The following is a 16,141-nucleotide window of genomic DNA, read 5'->3' on the forward strand; positions in this document are numbered from 1 at the left end:
ATAAAAAAAGCGGGCCGCCGATTGGGCGGCCCGCTTCGGGACTTTATCGACTTGCTGCTTAGTCGGCCAGTTCCTGCTCATAGGGCAGGTTCGACGACTGAGTTTGCGAGTACGGCACGTTCTGAGGAATGAAGTCCGTTTCCGCGCCGGGTTTGCTGTAGTCGTAGGGCCAGCGGTACACGGCAGGAATCTCGCCGGGCCAGTTGCCGTGGCCCGGAATAACCGGCGTGGTCCACTCCAGCGTAGTCGAGTTCCAGGGGTTCTGGGTGGCGCGACGGCCGCGGAAGATGCTGTAGAAGAAGTTGAAGATGAAAATGAACTGGCCGAGGAAAGCAATAATGGCCGCAATCGAGATGAACTTGTTCATGTCAGCGAACTGCGAGAAGGCATCAAAGCCAGTCCAGGCGTAGTAACGACGGGGGAAACCGGCAATGCCAACGTAGTGCATCGGCATGAATACTAGGTACACACCGGCAAATGTCAGCCAGAAGTGAATGTAGCCCAGCTTCTCGTCCATCATCCGACCGAACATTTTCGGGAACCAGTGATAAACGCCGCAGAACAGACCAAAGAAGGCCGAGCTGCCCATTACCAGGTGGAAGTGAGCTACCACGAAGTACGTGTTGTGCATCTGAATATCGAGGGTCGCGTTACCGAGGATAATACCGGTCAGACCGCCCGAGATGAACAGCGACACGAAGCCGATGGCGAACAACATGGCAGCGGTGAAGCGGATGTTACCACGCCAGAGCGTAGCCAGCCAGTTGAACACTTTCACACCCGATGGCACGGCAATAATCAGCGTCAGGAACATGAAGACCGAACCCAGGAAGGGGTTCATGCCCGTCACGAACATGTGGTGCGCCCACACCACGAATGACAACAGCGAAATACCAATCAGCGAGCCAATCATGGCGCGGTAGCCGAAGATGGGCTTACGGGCATTCGTAGCCAACACCTCCGATACCATACCCATGGCAGGCATGATTACGATATATACCTCGGGGTGGCCCAAGAACCAGAACAAGTGCTGGAACAACACCGGCGAACCACCCTGGTTGCTCAGGGCCTGACCAGCGATATAGATATCCGAAAGGAAGAACGAGGTACCAAACGAACGGTCAAACACCAGCAGCAGAGCAGCCGAGAACAGTACCGGGAATGACAGGATGCCGAGGATGGCGGTCAGGAAGAAAGCCCAGATAGTGAGCGGCAGTTTGCTCATGCTCATGCCCCGAGTACGCAGGTTGATAACCGTCGTCACGTAGTTAACACCACCCAGCAGCTGCGATACGATGAAGAACACCATGCTCACCAGCCACAGCGTCATGCCCGAGCCCGAGCCTGGAATAGCTTGCGGCAGTGCACTCAGCGGCGGGTAGATTGTCCAGCCAGCAGCAGCAGGGCCGGTTTCGATAAAGAGCGACGAGAACATGATAAGGCCCGACAGGAAGAAAAACCAGTACGAGAGCATGTTCATGAAGCCTGAGGCCATATCACGGGCCCCTACCTGCAGCGGAATCAGGAAGTTGGAGAACGTACCCGACAAACCAGCCGTCAGCACAAAGAATACCATGATGGTCCCGTGCATCGTCACCAGCGCGAGGTAGAACTCGGGATTCAGCTTACCAGCCTGAATCCAGCCACCAAGGACCGGCTTCAGCCACTCCAGCGAGCTTTCGGGCCAGCCGAGCTGCAGGCGGAACAAGCTGGACAGGGTGCCACCCAGAACTGCCCAGAAAATACCGGTAATCAGGAATTGCTTGGCAATTACTTTATGGTCCTGGCTGAACACGTACTTCCACAGCCAATGCTGGTCGTGGTGGTCGTGGTCGTGGTCATCGTGGTGTGCGTGGTCGCCGTGTTCGGTGGCCGGCACCGGGGCGGTACCAATGCCGCCCTGCGCTTGCACGTCGGGCGAAAGATTGGGCTTGGGTGTCATGTCTGACATAGCGGGATACCGTTAGATGTTATTAGTTAGAAGCTGCCAGGGGCATAGGAGCTGCCTCTTTCTCCTCGGCAGCAGCCGCTACGGGCGCAACCATCGTTTTACCTTTCTCTTTGAAAGCTGCCAGCACGTCGGGGTTTTTCTGCGAGAAAGACTGCTGCGACGCATACCAGTTCTGATAGTCGTCCGGCTCGTCCACAATCACCGTAGCTTTCATAGCAAAGTGGCTGCCGCCGCACAGCTGGTTGCAAGCCAACTCGTAGTTGAACTTGGGATTGCCAAGCTTGGCGCGCATCTCATCAGTCGAAATGGTAGGCGTGAACCAGAAACGGGTCGGCATACCAGGCACCGCGTACATCTGCACGCGGAAATGCGGCATGTACACAGCGTGCAGGACGTCGCGCGAGCGAATCTTAATCAGCACGGGCACACCTTTGGGAACGTGGATTTCGTTGGTCGTGAAGTCGTCTAGTGCCGACTTATCGCTCAGGTCGAAACCGAATTCGTTCACGGCATCAATCATGCGGTAGTTCACCACACCGAGCTTCATGTCACGGCCGGGATAGCGAACAAGCCAGTTGAACTGCTTGCCCATTACTTCGAGAACCACAGACTCTTTCGGAGCCGGGCCCGTGATGCGGGTCCAGGCCTTCCAACCGGCAAAAATCAACGAAGCCATCACAATAGCCGGAATAATCGTCCAGACAACTTCAATCGTGTTGTTGTGCGAGAAGAAGTAAGCACGACGGCCCTCCTTATGCTGATACTTGTAAGCGTAAACGAAAAGCAGCGTTTGCGTGATGACAAAGGCCACCCCAATCACAGCCATCGTTGTCCAGAACATGGTCTCCATTTTATGGCCGTGCACCGAGGCAATCGGCGGATTCATCTTGTTGAAATTCTCAACGAAGGAATACGCGAACCAGGCACCACCGCCAACCAGAAACACCAGCATCAATACAGCATTTACGCTGTTGCTCATGCCAATGTCACGGGTAAAGGTGCCCGAGAAAATAGAAGTAAAAATTTGCAGGCGGAACAGCAGGCCGAATACGACCAACAGCAACACCAACACCAGCAAAATGGTCAGAGCAGTCATTTGTTAGATATTAGAGTCGAGAGCTTAGAGCTTAGAACCCGGTCAGGACCTCGGACTTTGCAGTCGGAGTTCTGAGTTCCAAAATCTCAGTTCTAAATAAATTAAGTAGTGTGGTGAATGCTTTCGTCCAGGAAGGGATGGTTAACCGGAACAAGCGAGGCCGAGGCCAGGCGGCGCGTGAACAGAATCAGGAAAGCGCCGAGGAAGATAGCTGCAATGCCAATCTCAATCAGGAACCCGTTCTCGCCGCGCAAAGTGCCCGGCATGAGCATCAAATAAAAGTCGGACCAGTGGCCACACAGAATGGCGATGGCCACAATTTTCATGATAATCATCTGGCGTTTCGCGTCGCGGGTCATCAGGCCAAGGAAGGGAAACACGAAGTTGATAGCAATGTTGAAGTAGAACATCCCCGTGTAGCGACCTTCAAAGCCACCCAGACGCTGATTGAAGTACACTGCTTCTTCGGGCAGGTTGGCATACCAAATCAGCATGAACTGCGCGAACCACACGTAGGTCCAGAAGATGCTGAAGCCAAACATGAGCTTGCCCAGGTCGTGGATATGGCTCGAGCTTAAAGCCTTCAGGTAGCCAGCTTGTTTCAGGAAAATGGCAGTGAGTGCGATGGCTGCGATGCCCGACACCCACCAGGAAGCAAAAACATACCAGCCAAACATGGTGCTGAACCAGTGCGTGTCAACCGACATCACCCAGTCCCAGGCAGCCATCGAAGACGTTACGGCATACAGCACAAGGAACAGGGCCGAAGCCGTGATGCTCTTGTGGAACCAATAGGTACCACCATTCAAATCCTCCTGTACGGAGAGCTGACGCAGTTTCCAGCTGAAAGCAGCCCAGATAACCAGGTAGCTCACCATGCGGATAACGTAGAAAGGCAGGTTCAGGAAGCCGCTCTTGCCAGCGATGATTTCATCGTAGTGAGGGCTGGCCTTGTCCATGATGCCGTCGTGCGTCCAGTGAAAAATATCCTGGCGTCCGATTACAAACACGAGCAGCATGATTACGCCCCCGGGGATTACCCAGGCGCTGAGTGCCTCCGCAATGCGCTTCACCATTACCGACCAGCCGGCGTAGGCTACGTAGTTAATGGCCATGAATACGGTACCAACCGTCGATACCCCAAGGAAGAAAAGGTTACTGTGCCAAAGGCTAACCAATACGCGCTTGATTAGCACGGAATGCCCTTCTTCGTGAGCGGCACCATGAGCGGCGGCAGCGTGACCGGTAGCTTCGTGGTGCTCAGCGGCACCCCAGCCCAATACCTGAGCCAGAATACCAAGGACAAGAATTACCACCCCGGCGACGAGGATGGCAATGAAAGTTTTACGGGCGCCATCCGTAACGACGAGCTGTTCAGCCGTGGCGCTTTCGTGGTGCGTCAGAGTTGCCATAGTGCGTTAGTTAGCGGAGCCGTTAGTTGCTTGGGTTTTGCCTTCGCCGGGAGTTTCCGAACCGGTGTTAGCCTGTGCCTGGCCGGTTGGAGCCGTATTGGCTGGGTCTTTCGTTTCAGTCGAGTCGTTAGCTGTGCTGGTGGGGCCTTTGGCAATCAGCTTGCTCAAGCCATCGGGGCCTTCGCCGCGTTGCAGCACCCGCACATACATCGCAATTTTCCAACGCTCCTCGGGGTTAACCTGCGAGCCATGCGGCATCATGCGGTTGCGGCCCCATTCGATGACGTGGTAAATATGCCCGTCGTTCATGGTTTTATAAGCGCCGGTTGAGTAGTTCGGCACACCTTTGAACTTCACCCCAACCAAGCCCTGGCCATCACCCTGCTCACCGTGGCAATGCAGGCAGTTGCGCGTGTACAGTGCTTTGCCTTCTTCCAGATTGGCTTTGGTGTAAGCGAAAGGATTGTGAAGCAACCGCTCAGCCATCCGAACGCTGTCTTTCGGGATGTGGTCGTAGTAGCTCAGCTTGCCACGGGGCACAGTACCGTTGGCAGGAGTGCGTTCGTTGATACCGAAAGAGTTGACCGGGTTGAAGTGGGTCTGGCTCAGCGGGTCGTAAGGAATCGACTCGTACATCTCCGGGGCGTATTCCACACCGGGGTCATTTCCGTCGTGAGTACAGGCCGTGGTGGCCAGCCCCAGGGACAGCAGCAGCGCCGAAACGCGCAGGCTCAGGTTCAGCGGATGCGTCATTAGTTCTTGGTCATTTCTTTTTGGTTGACTTCCGAAGCGCCGTTTTCACGGAGCAGTTGGGTCAGCCGGGGCAATTGCGAACTGGTCTCATCCAGCTCGATGGCCATTACAAACTTGTCATCGGTAGCCCGCACGTCCATTACCGGCACTTTAAAGCGCGGGTACAGGCCCGTGATGGTGAAGAACGTCAGTGCCATGCCGTGGCAGGTGAAGAACACCGTCAATTCGAAGGCAACCGGCACGAAGGCGGGCAACGCGATGTGAGGCTTGCCACCGATAATCATCGGCCAGTCAAAGCCCAGCATGTAAATCTGCATCCACAGCGCGAAGGACAAACCCGTCAGGCCGAAGAAGAAGGCCGCGATGGGCAGGCGCGAGCGCTCAATTCCGAGGGCATCATCAATGCCGTGAACCGGGTAAGGTGAAAACACGTCGTATACCTTCACACCCGCCGCGCGAATGTTATCAATGGCGTGCAGCAGCACGTCTTCGTCATCAAAGATGCCGAGGGCAAAGCGCTTAGTCATGCTTGTTATAAGTTACGGGTGCCGAAGCCGGGGCTCCGTGGGTGGCAGGGTGATGAGCGTGAGCGGCGTGGGCCTTCTCGGGGTTGTAAGTCGGGCCGTTGTCAACGGTGTACTTCAGGATGGTTTTCACTTCGGCCATGTTAATCACGGGGAAAAACTTGGCGAAGAGCAGGAACAGCGTGAAGAACAAGCCCAGCGTACCTACATAGATGCCGATGTCGATGATGGAAGGCGAGAACATAGCCCAGCTCGACGGCAGGTAGTCGCGGTGCAGCGAGGTCACAATGATTACGAAGCGCTCGAACCACATCCCGATGTTCACGATGATGGACAGGATGAACGTGAGCGGAATGCTGTAGCGCACGCGGCGGAACCACACGAGCTGCGGCGTAATCACGTTGCAGGTCATCATCGACGCGTAAGCCCACCAGTAAGGACCGGTTGCGCGGTTGATGAAGGCGTAACCTTCGAATTCAACCTGCGAGTACCAGGCAATGAAGAACTCCGTGATGTAAGCCACACCCACGATGGAGCCGGTTACCATCATGATTTTGTTCATCAGCGCAATGTGCTCCAGCGTGATGTAGTCTTCGAGGCGGAACACCACGCGGGTAATCAGCATCAAGGTAAGCACCATGGCGAAACCCGAGAAGATAGCACCGGCCACGAAGTAGGGCGGGAAGATGGTCGTGTGCCAGCCCGGAACCACCGAGGTTGCAAAGTCCATCGATACAATGGTGTGTACCGAGAGTACGAGCGGGGTCGAAACACCGGCCAGAATCAGCGAAACGGTTTCGTAGCGCGACCAGGCTTTGGCCGAGCCTTTCCAGCCGAAGCTCAGCATGGAATAGCTGAAGCGGGCAATGGGGCCTTTGGCGCGGTCACGAATCGAAGCGAAGTCCGGAATCAGACCGATATACCAGAATACCAGCGATACCGTGAAGTAAGTCGAGATGGCAAATACGTCCCAGAGCAGCGGCGAATTGAAGTTAGCCCACAGCGAACCCAGCGTGTTTTGCAGCGGGAAAACGTAGAATGCCAGCCACGGACGGCCCATGTGCAGTACCGGGAACATGGCCGCGCAGATTACGGCGAAGATGGTCATGGCCTCGGCAGCCCGGTTGATGGAGCTCCGCCATTTCTGACGGAACAGCAGCAGTACGGCCGAAATCAGCGTACCGGCGTGGCCGATGCCTACCCACCATACGAAGTTGGTGATGTCCCAAGCCCAGTTAACGGTTTTGTTCAGGCCCCACTCCCCGATGCCGTACCACAGGGTGCGGTACACAGAGTAGAAGAAAATCCCCAGGAAAAACAAGGCTACACTCAGGGCCGCCATCCAACGCAAGTTGGGTTTGGCTTCGACCTGATAGCAGATGTCTTGCGTGACGTCGTGTAACGTCTTACCGCCGGTTACGAGCGGCTCGCGTAATGCTGATACGTGCTGCATAGGAGGATAATTAAGCTTTTTCTTCTACTTCGGGGGCAAAGAACTCCGACTCGGAATTGCGAATCTTCGTCAGGTAGGTCACGTTCGGCTGCACGTTGATGGACGAGAGCGAGTGGAAAGCACGCTCGCCGTCCTCACGACGGAGGAGCTTGCTGATGCGGCTGTTGGGGTCTTTCATGTCACCGAACACGATGGCATCGGTGGGGCACGACTGGGCGCAGGCGGTTACAATCTCGCCATCAATCGGGCGGCGCTTCTGCTTTTTGGCTTCGAGCTTGCCGAGCTGGATGCGCTGCACGCAGAACGAGCATTTCTCCATCACCCCACGGGCGCGGACGGTTACGTCCGGGTTCAGCACCATACGGCCGAGGTCGGTGAACATGTGGCCGTTTACGATTTCAAACTTGTCGTTCGAATAGTACGAGAACCAGTTGAAACGACGAACCTTGTACGGGCAGTTGTTGGCGCAGTAACGGGTGCCGATGCAACGGTTGTAGGTCATCTGGTTGAGACCTTCCGAGCTGTGCGTAGTGGCCAATACCGGGCATACCGTTTCGCAAGGCGCGTGGTTGCAGTGCTGGCACATCATCGGCTGGTGAATCACCTGCGGGTTCTCCGAAGGGTCTTCCATGGCCGCGTAAGTAGACAGCTTGCCTTTCGTCTCGAACGAATCTTTGTGCGTATCCGAGCTATAGTAGCGGTCGATGCGCATCCAGTGCATTTCGCGGCGGTTGATAACCTGCTGCTTGCCCACCACGGCGGTGTTGTTCTCGGTCTGGCACCCAACCACGCACGAGCCGCAGCCGATGCACGAGTTGAGGTCCACGGCCATGCCCCAGTGGTGGTTGTTGTATTGGTAGTCCTGCCACAGCGAAACCTTTTCGGGCGCCTCCATGCCATCGGGCGTGGAAATTTTCTCGTACTCGGTTACCTTCTTGGGGTCTTTTTTGTAGTTGGCCAGCGAGTTTTCCTGCACTACCGGGCGGCGGTCCATCAGCGTCTGGTGCGTCTGGGTCTGCGCGATGGGCGAAGTCGAACTGGTTTTCTCAAGCGTTACGGTATTCATGTACTGAATACCGTTTGCTGTCATTGCCAGGGGCGCGGCGTTCTCCCCTACCTTATCACCAGCCTTGCCGGCCAGCGTGCGGCCGTAGCCGAGGGCGATGCTGACCGTGCCATTGGTTTGCCCAGGCTGAATCAGCACGGGCAGCTCGATGCTGTAGCCGTTGGCGGTCACCTTTACTACATCGTTCTGCTCCCACTTGTTGGCAACCGCCATTGCGCGGGGCACCGCAATGTAGTTACCCCAGGTTGCTTTCGAAATCGGGTCGGGCAGCTCTTGCAGGAAGGGGTTATTGGCTCCGCTGCCGTCAGCGCTCAAACCTACTTTTTCGTAGAGCGCCAGCTCAACGCCGGTTCCTTTGGCACCGCCACCAAGCTGCGAGGCAGCGGCGGCAGCGCTCATGGGCGTCATGGCCGGAGCAGCAGGGAGAGCAGTACCGGTAGCAACGCCGTCATGGACTGCTTTGTCCCAGGCAGCATCCGTCGGGGTGATGCCACGCCAGTTGGCACGCAGGTATTTATAGTAGGTCGTGTTGTTGCCAGCCCATTTCAACAGGCTTTCCTGGGCCTGGCGAGTGGTGAACAGCGGCGTGATAACCGGCTGCGACAAGCTAAGGTAGCCCGCTTTGGGCTCGAAGTCGTTCCAGGATTCCAGCCAGTGGTTGTCGGGAGCGGCATACTGGCAGAGGCTGCCGGTTTCGTCCAGACGGTCATTCAGCGAAATGGTCAGCGGCACTTTGGCGATGCCCGATTTCACCTTACCACCCAGCGGATGGTTGAACACCGGGTTGGCATTGTAGAAAATTACGGCACCCACGCTGCCGTTGTTCATCTCTTCCACCAGCGCGGCCATGCGGGCATCATCACCCTGACGCACGTTGCTGGAAGCGGTACCAATCGTGGTGCCGGCATTACCCAGCGCCTGGTTAATGGCGGTTACCAGCGACTGCACAGCCGGGTCGTTCGAGCCCGACACGACCAGACCGGTGCTACCGGCAGCTTTCAACTCGGCCGCAGCCATGCCCAGCTTGGTTTTGGGGTCAGCGCCAGCACCGCCTACTACTGCGTTGTACAGCGCCAAGGCAGTAGCGCCCATCTCCGAGGGCTTAATCGGGACACGCACGTCGGCATTGGAGCCGGTGAGCGACATCGCCGTTTCGAACTGGAAGTGGCGCGACATGGTACGCTTGTCCGTGCTCACCTTGCGGTTTACCACGTATTGCTTCGCGTATTCAACCGGCGAAATCCAGGTACCCAGGAAGTCAGCACCGAGGCTCACGATTACGGTAGCCTTGCTGAAGTCGTAGCCAGGCACTACGCCGCCGTTGGCCTGCAGCAGGCCGGTGGCCGACTGCGCGTCGTACATAACGTGCGTGGTGCTGGGATAGCGGGCAGCGAACTCGGCGATGGCCTTTTTCGTGCTGGGGCTGATGATAGTCGGCGATACGATGGCAATGCGACCGGTAGTAGCCGCCAGCTTCGAGCGGATTTCTTGGTCAACCTGCTTCACGTCTGCCTTCTGGCCTTTGATGGCGAAGTTTTGCAGGCGACCACCGTCGTATAGGCTCAGAACGGCTGCCTGGGCGCGGGCCGAGAGGCCACCTTTGGTGATGGGCGACTCAGGGTTGCCCTCCAGCTTAATCGGGCGACCGTCGCGGGCTTTCACCAGCACGGCGTTGTAATCCGAACCCGTGAAGTAAGTGGAGGCGTAGAAGTTGGAGATAGCCGGGTCAACTTCTTCGGGCTTGTTGAGGTAGGGAATCGCCTTTTTCACCGGCGTTTCGCACGATGCCAACACGGCGGCGCCTACGCCGAAACCCATTAGTTTGAGGAAATCGCGACGGGGAGCCGAGGTGGCATCGCTGCTCTCGTGGCTTTCCTTGACCGGCATGAACTCGGCAAATGCCGATTGCATGAATTCCGGAGCGCTTTCCAGTTCCTCAATTCCTTTCCAGTACTTCATTTGAAATGGTAATCAGTAATCGGTATTGGGTAGTCAGTAATCAATAACCAGTAGTTCACAATACTGACTACCCAGTACTGACTACTACAATCAAATTTGGGTTAGTAGTGGCACTTCGAGCACTCAGTGCCGCCGTTCGACGATACCGTGAAGGGAGCGCCGGCATTCTTGGTGTCGTGCAGCTTCACAAGGTTGTCGTAGTATTTGTTATCCTTCGTGTTGAGGGGCATTTCGCGGTGGCAGTTGATGCACCAGCCCATGGTGAGGGCCGAATACTGGTACACCACTTCCATGTTCTGGATGGGACCGTGGCAGGTCTGGCACTGGAGGCCGGCCACCTGCGTGTGCTGCGAGTGGTTGAAGTAAGCCAAGTCGGGCAGGTTGTGGATACGCACCCACTGGATGGGCTGCTTGCGCTCGATGGCCCGGTAGATTTTCTTGATTTCGGGCGACTCGGTTTTAATCTGCGAGTGGCAGTTCATACAGATGTTGGCCGAAGGAATGTTGGCCGACTTGCTCTTGTACACCGAGGTGTGGCAGTAAGCGCAGTTAATCTGATGGTCGCCGGCGTGCAGCTTGTGCGAGAAGGCGATGGGCTGCGTGGGCTGGTAGCCCTGGGTCAGGCCCACGGCCATCACGCTTTGTACGCCTTCATAAAGTAAAACCAGGGCGAAAACCGTCCCTACAATACCGCGCATCACGGGCGAGCGGTAAAACTTGCTCCAGTCGAAACGCTGCTCCAGGATTTCAACGTCACGGCCGTCGAGGTCCTTGCGGCCACGCAGCACGTCTTTCATCAAGTTGCCAATGATGACCAGCGTTACCACCAGCACAATCAGCACTACTACAAGGACGATGAGGAGAATGTCAACGTACTTACCCGCACCTGCGTCAGTTCCATTTGCAGCAGTAGCATTTTCAGCAGTTACTCCACCTGGAGGCTGTGCAGTTGGGCCACCTTTACCTTCCTGCGAAGTCACGTAAGCAACAATCGAGGTGATTTCCTTGTCCGACAGGGCGAAGGAAGGCATCTGCTGCTTGTTGAACTTGTTGAACAGGGCCACCGCGTAGTCGTCGCCGCTGGCCACTACTTTGCTGGAGTTTTTCACCCACGGAATAAGCCAGGAAATGGGACGGCGCTTGGTGATGCCAGCGAGTGCCGGACCAACTACTTGCTCGTTCACGGCGTGGCACTGGGCGCAGTTGCCTTTAAAGAGGGCATCACCGGCGGCAATTGCAGCGGCATCGCCGCCGCCAGCGGCGGGAGCAGTTGCCGTCGCGGGCGTAGCAGCGGCAGTAGCACCGGGTGTTACCCCTTGTTTGTTAGCGCCGGCGGCATCCTGGGCGGCAGTTTGCTGGATACCGGCAAACGTGAGCACAAGCGCCAGCAACAGATGAGGTAACGAACGGAGTCGAATGCTATTCATACGAAAATAGACGGTAAAACGAAACGCTAGGGGCATTTCAAGGCCACAAATGTAGGTCAGGAATCGTAGGCGGCAAAAACCGGGAAGGCATTTTTGGCCGCTGTTTGGGCTTCCGGCGCTTATTTAGAATCATCCTAAATAGCAGTTTATTGCATCTTCCTGAAATGCTTGCTGATAGTGGCAGCCGGGCTGTGCCCGGCTGCCCGCGCTATAGCGGCCCTACCCGGACTATAAGCTTGCACGGCCACCTGCACTGCCGCGAACAGCCTGGCGGAGGGGTTTCCGCTTCAGGCCATCACCTTAGCTATATATGCTCAGCGCAAATACATCAGCGCCTGCTTGGCAATGTGTCCGAAAGTCAGTACCTTTGCACCCCAATTAATTTTTTCACCCCACATTCACCCCCATCGTAATGGAAGTTAGAAATTACGAGACGGTCTTCATCGTAACTCCCGTGTTGAACGAGAGCCAGGTGCAAGAAACGGTCGAGAAGTTCACCCAGGTGCTTAAGGAAAATAGCGCCGCCATTGTATCCACCGAAGCCTGGGGCCTGCGCAAGCTGGCGTACCCGATTCAAAAGAAAAGCACAGGCTACTACTTCTGCCTGACCTTCTCTGGCGAAGGCAACCTGGTGGACGTACTCGAGTTGGCGTTCCGCCGCGACGAGCGCATCATCCGCTTCCTCACGACGGTGCTCGACAAGCACGCCGTGGAGTACAACAACCGCCGCCGCAACGGCGAAATGAATCAGCAGAAGGCTGCCAAAGAAACCGAAGCCGTAGCCCAATAATTTAGCAACGACATGGCATCTCCCGCATTCAACCGCAACAACGACCGCGGCGCTACGAACAAGCCCCAGGACAACCGCAAGAAATACTGCCGCTTCAAAAAGAACGGCATTAAGTACGTGGACTACAAAGACCCGAACTTCCTGCTGAAGTTCGTGAACGAGCAGGGCCGCGTGCTGCCCCGTCGCCTCACCGGCACCAGCCTGAAATTCCAGCGCAAAGTGACCCAGGCCATCGCCAAGGCCCGTCACCTCGCCCTGATGCCGTACGTAGCCGACGCCCTGAAATAGACTTTAGACATGAGACGTTAGACATTAGAATTTGAGCAAGGTTGGGTTCGCCCCTTTTCTCAGGTCTCATGTCTCGTGTCTCACATCTCATCAAGAAATGGAAATCATCCTCAAAGACGACGTTAAGGGCCTCGGGTACAAGAACGACATCGTGACCGTGAAATCGGGCTACGGCCGTAATTTCCTGCTGCCGCAGGGCCTGGCCATGCTGGCCGACAAGACCAACAAAAAAATCACGGCCGAGAACGTGCGCCAGGCCGCTCACAAAGCCGACAAAATCAAAGGTGACGCCCAGGCCATTGCCGACCAGATTGGTGACATGGTGCTGGAAATTCCTGCCAAGGTGGGCGAGAGCGGCAAAATCTTCGGTCGCGTAACCACCCTGCAATTGGCCGACGCGCTGAAAGCCAAGGGCGTGGACGTGGACCGCAAGCGTTTGTCGTTCGACCAGGAGCCGGCTTCGGCTGGCGACTACACCGCTACGGCCAACCTGCACAAAGAAGTGAAGCACACGGTGAATTTCCGCGTGGTAGCCGAGTAGTATCGGCTTCTCTTCGCCATCCTGAAAAAGCCCTGCCTGCCGGTGGGGCTTTTTTTATTCCGCTTTTCGGGCCAGAGTCCGGCGGCGGGCTATTTTTGCTTTAATGTTTAGAACTGAACTGACAATTGCCCCGGCCGCTGGCCAGCTGGCACGCACGGCACGAGTGCTGACCATGGGCTCGTGCTTTGCCGACAGCATCGGCACCCGGCTGGTGGCCAATAAGGTAGAAACGCGGGTGAATCCGTTTGGCACGGTGTTTCAGCCGCTGGCGCTGGCCCGGCTGCTGCGGGCAGCGGCGGGCGAAGACGTGGATTGGCAGCGCCACCTGGTGCAGGCGCGCGGCCGCTGGCAGAGCTACGACCTGCACGGCAGCGTGGGGGCCGATTCGCCGGTGGAGCTGCTGCAATACATTCAGGAAGTGGTGCGGCAAACGGGCGACTTTTTGCGCACGGCCGATGTGGTGATGCTCACGCTGGGCACCGCTTGGGCCTACCGCCTGCGCGAAACCGGCGAGCTGGTGAGCAATTGCCACAAGCAGCCGGCCGACCTGTTTGTGCGCGAGCTGCTGACGCCGGATGAAATCATCAACGCGCTGGCCGAAACGCACGCTTTCCTGCGGCGCATCAACCCGGATTTGCGCTTTGTGCTGACGGTGAGCCCGGTGCGGCATCTGAAAGACACGCTGCAGCTGAATGCGGTGAGCAAATCGGTACTGCGGCTGGCCACGCACATTGTGAGCGACCTGCTGCCGGGTGTGGCGTATTTCCCGGCTTATGAGCTGCTGGTGGACGACTTGCGCGACTACCGCTTTTATGCGTCCGATATGCTGCATCCGTCGGAAGTGGCGGAGGATTACATCTGGGAGAAGTTTGCCCGGGCGTATTTCGATGCGGATTTTGGCCGGTTCCGTAAGGAATGGGCGGCGGTGCGGCAGTCGCTGAGCCACCGGCCGCTGCACGAAGGCGCGCCCGAGCACCGGCAATTTCTGGAAAGCACCCGCGAGAAGCTGGAGCAGTTGAGCCTGCGCAAAGTGGATGTGGCCGATGAGCTGCGCACGGTGCAAACGCGCCTTGCCGCACTGCCGGAGCCACGCCAGCCAGAGCCGGTGGTGGAGTTGGAAGACGACGAAGAGCGGATTGACATCGGGGAATACGCAGCCGTTTCGACGGTGACGCGGGTAATTCCGCCGGATTCGGAAGTGGCGGATGCGGCCGATGCTACGCTGGCGGCCACACTGGGCCAGTCGGCAGCGGCTCCGGCGCGGACACCGCGCTTGTCGCCGGAGGAGTTTCGGGCGCAACGGGCGGCCCGGCCGGAGCGCGGGCGGCGCGACGGACGCGGCAAAGGCCAGCGGGAATCGCAAACCGAGAACGAGCAGTTTCAAACGGCGGCGCTTAGCGGCGAACCCGTGGCAGCCCCAACGCTGGTTCCGGCGGCGGCGGCCGAGGCACTGGCTGCCATTGAGGCCGGACTGGAAGCGCAGCTGGAGCCAACCCCTGCCATTACCGGCGCGGAAATGGCTACCGCACCGGAGCCCGCCAAGAAAAAGAAGCGCCGCTCACGCGGCGGGGCCAAGCGCACGGCCCGCAAGCACGCCTTGCGGCTGGCGGCCGAAATGGGCCTGCCTGAAGACCAGCAGCCTGCATCCGGCACGGCCTTGGAGGGAGCCCCGGCTTTGGAAGCAGAAGCACCAGCTGCACGGCCGGAAACGCAGAAATCGAGCGTTATCGTGAAATCGCAACCCGTGAAACGCGGCGGACGGCGCAACGAAGCAGGCCGGGTGCCCCGCGTCGCGCTGTTTGCGGCGCCGCCCGGTGAAGCCGTGGCGGAACCTCAGCCGGCCGATGCGGAACTGCCGACGCCGCCGGCCATTGTGCCCGTAGCTGCCACACCAGCCGTTGCGCTGCCCGAAGCAACGGGCAGCGAGACAGCCAGTGAGCCCACAGCGGCCTCTTCGCGCAACAGCCGGAACCGCAAGAAGAAAAAATCCGCAAATGCCGGGCTGTCCGAAAACAGTGCGGAAATCGGCGCGTCTGCCTTGCCTTCGCCCACGGTTTCCGACTTGCCTCTGGCAACGGCTGCCCAGCTCTCCGGGCCGGCTTCCCCGACACCAGAACCGGTGCGCGCGGATACCCGCCGGGAGGCGCTGCCAGTGGCCGCGCTACCCAGGGATGGGCAGGCGGCAACTGCCGTAGCGGCAGAAAACCCGGCTACTACCACTGCCAAGCCGGCGCGGCGCAATAAAAGCCGCGCCATCAGCGGAGCGCGGGCGGAGAAGCCGGCAGTTGATACCCCGGTAGTGCCCGTGCCGGACCCAGCCGCCGTGCGAACGCAGGTGGCCGCGGGCCGCCTCATGGGTTCCTCGGCTTCGCTGGTAGAGCCGGGGGTACCGGCCGCCAAAATGGCCCCTAAAGCAGCAGCAAAGCAGGAACCGACAGCCAAAGCGTCGGCAAAAAAGAAGGCGGCAGTGAAAGCCGAAGCAGCAGCTGCACCCCTGCTGCCAGTGGCCCCGGCGGTAGCGGCAGCCGAGCCCAAAGCCAGGGCAGCGTCGAAAACCAAAGCTTCTACCCAGCCCAAAGCACCGGCAAGCCCAGCCGAACCAGCGCAGGCGGAGCCGAAACCCACGGCCAAAGCCGCCGTGAAAAAAGCAGCCAAAGCGCCAGCGAAAGCAGCGCTTCCCGCTGCGGCTTCCGCCCCGGCCGAAGCGGCCAGGCCAGTGGCCAAAGCCAGCACCAGGAAGCCCGCGGCCAAGCCGGCCATTGATGAGCCGGCCGCTGCAGCACCTCCGGCGAAAGTGAAGACGCCCAAAGCAGCGGCCACTAAAACAACGCCTGCGAAGCCCAAATCACCCCGGAAGTCAGCATCGTAACGGGTGCATCGG

12 protein-coding genes are annotated in these 16,141 nt (G+C 58.0%); 4 read left to right on the forward strand and 8 right to left on the reverse strand.

Annotation, left to right across the window (positions count from 1 at the left end):
• Positions 1-58: 58 nt before the first annotated feature.
• From ACYVHT_RS06485 to ACYVHT_RS06520, 8 genes are all read right to left on the reverse strand, one after another.
• Positions 59-1,951, reverse strand: a complete 1,893-nt coding sequence (locus tag ACYVHT_RS06485) for a cytochrome c oxidase subunit I (protein WP_460549185.1) — start codon at positions 1,949-1,951, stop codon at positions 59-61.
• A gap of 22 nt (positions 1,952-1,973) precedes the next feature.
• Complete coding sequence (locus ACYVHT_RS06490) at positions 1,974-3,047, reverse strand: cytochrome c oxidase subunit II (protein WP_460549186.1); 1,074 nt, start codon at positions 3,045-3,047, stop codon at positions 1,974-1,976.
• A 101-nt stretch (positions 3,048-3,148) separates the two neighbouring features.
• Positions 3,149-4,459 (reverse strand): quinol:cytochrome C oxidoreductase, encoded by a 1,311-nt coding sequence (locus tag ACYVHT_RS06495; RefSeq protein ID WP_460549188.1) that lies wholly within the window; start codon positions 4,457-4,459, stop codon positions 3,149-3,151.
• A 6-nt stretch (positions 4,460-4,465) separates the two neighbouring features.
• A complete protein-coding gene (locus ACYVHT_RS06500) occupies positions 4,466-5,212 on the reverse strand; it encodes a c-type cytochrome (protein ID WP_460549190.1) in 747 nt (248 codons plus the stop codon).
• On the reverse strand, positions 5,212-5,739 hold the full coding sequence (locus ACYVHT_RS06505) for a DUF3341 domain-containing protein (RefSeq protein ID WP_460549192.1): 528 nt from the start codon (positions 5,737-5,739) through the stop codon (positions 5,212-5,214). Before ACYVHT_RS06505 ends, ACYVHT_RS06500 begins: the two co-directional genes overlap by 1 nt.
• Positions 5,732-7,189 (reverse strand): NrfD/PsrC family molybdoenzyme membrane anchor subunit, encoded by a 1,458-nt coding sequence (gene nrfD, locus ACYVHT_RS06510; RefSeq protein ID WP_236050241.1) that lies wholly within the window; start codon positions 7,187-7,189, stop codon positions 5,732-5,734. The genes ACYVHT_RS06505 and nrfD overlap by 8 nt, the downstream gene beginning before the upstream one ends.
• Before the next feature lie 10 nt (positions 7,190-7,199).
• Positions 7,200-10,214 (reverse strand): Fe-S-cluster-containing hydrogenase, encoded by a 3,015-nt coding sequence (locus tag ACYVHT_RS06515; protein ID WP_460549194.1) that lies wholly within the window; start codon positions 10,212-10,214, stop codon positions 7,200-7,202.
• Positions 10,215-10,315: 101 nt separating this feature from the next.
• On the reverse strand, positions 10,316-11,641 hold the full coding sequence (locus ACYVHT_RS06520; protein ID WP_460549196.1) for a cytochrome c3 family protein: 1,326 nt from the start codon (positions 11,639-11,641) through the stop codon (positions 10,316-10,318).
• Positions 11,642-12,053: 412 nt separating this feature from the next.
• Here ACYVHT_RS06520 and rpsF point away from each other — a divergent pair, with 412 nt between their 5' ends.
• The 4 genes from rpsF (at position 12,054) to ACYVHT_RS06540 (ending at position 16,129) form a co-directional block, all read left to right on the forward strand.
• Positions 12,054-12,431 (forward strand): 30S ribosomal protein S6, encoded by a 378-nt coding sequence (gene rpsF, locus ACYVHT_RS06525; RefSeq protein WP_460549198.1) that lies wholly within the window; start codon positions 12,054-12,056, stop codon positions 12,429-12,431.
• A 12-nt stretch (positions 12,432-12,443) separates the two neighbouring features.
• Positions 12,444-12,719: a 30S ribosomal protein S18 gene (gene rpsR / locus ACYVHT_RS06530; RefSeq protein ID WP_196286487.1), complete on the forward strand. Its 276-nt coding sequence runs from the start codon at positions 12,444-12,446 to the stop codon at positions 12,717-12,719.
• Positions 12,720-12,816: 97 nt separating this feature from the next.
• The gene (gene rplI, locus ACYVHT_RS06535) at positions 12,817-13,260 is read left to right on the forward strand and encodes a bL9 family ribosomal protein (RefSeq protein ID WP_460549202.1); all 444 of its coding nucleotides are present in this window, start codon (positions 12,817-12,819) and stop codon (positions 13,258-13,260) included.
• A 103-nt stretch (positions 13,261-13,363) separates the two neighbouring features.
• The gene (locus ACYVHT_RS06540) at positions 13,364-16,129 is read left to right on the forward strand and encodes a GSCFA domain-containing protein (RefSeq protein ID WP_460549204.1); all 2,766 of its coding nucleotides are present in this window, start codon (positions 13,364-13,366) and stop codon (positions 16,127-16,129) included.
• Positions 16,130-16,141: the final 12 nt, after the last annotated feature.

This window comes from Hymenobacter daeguensis (assembly GCF_054780555.1).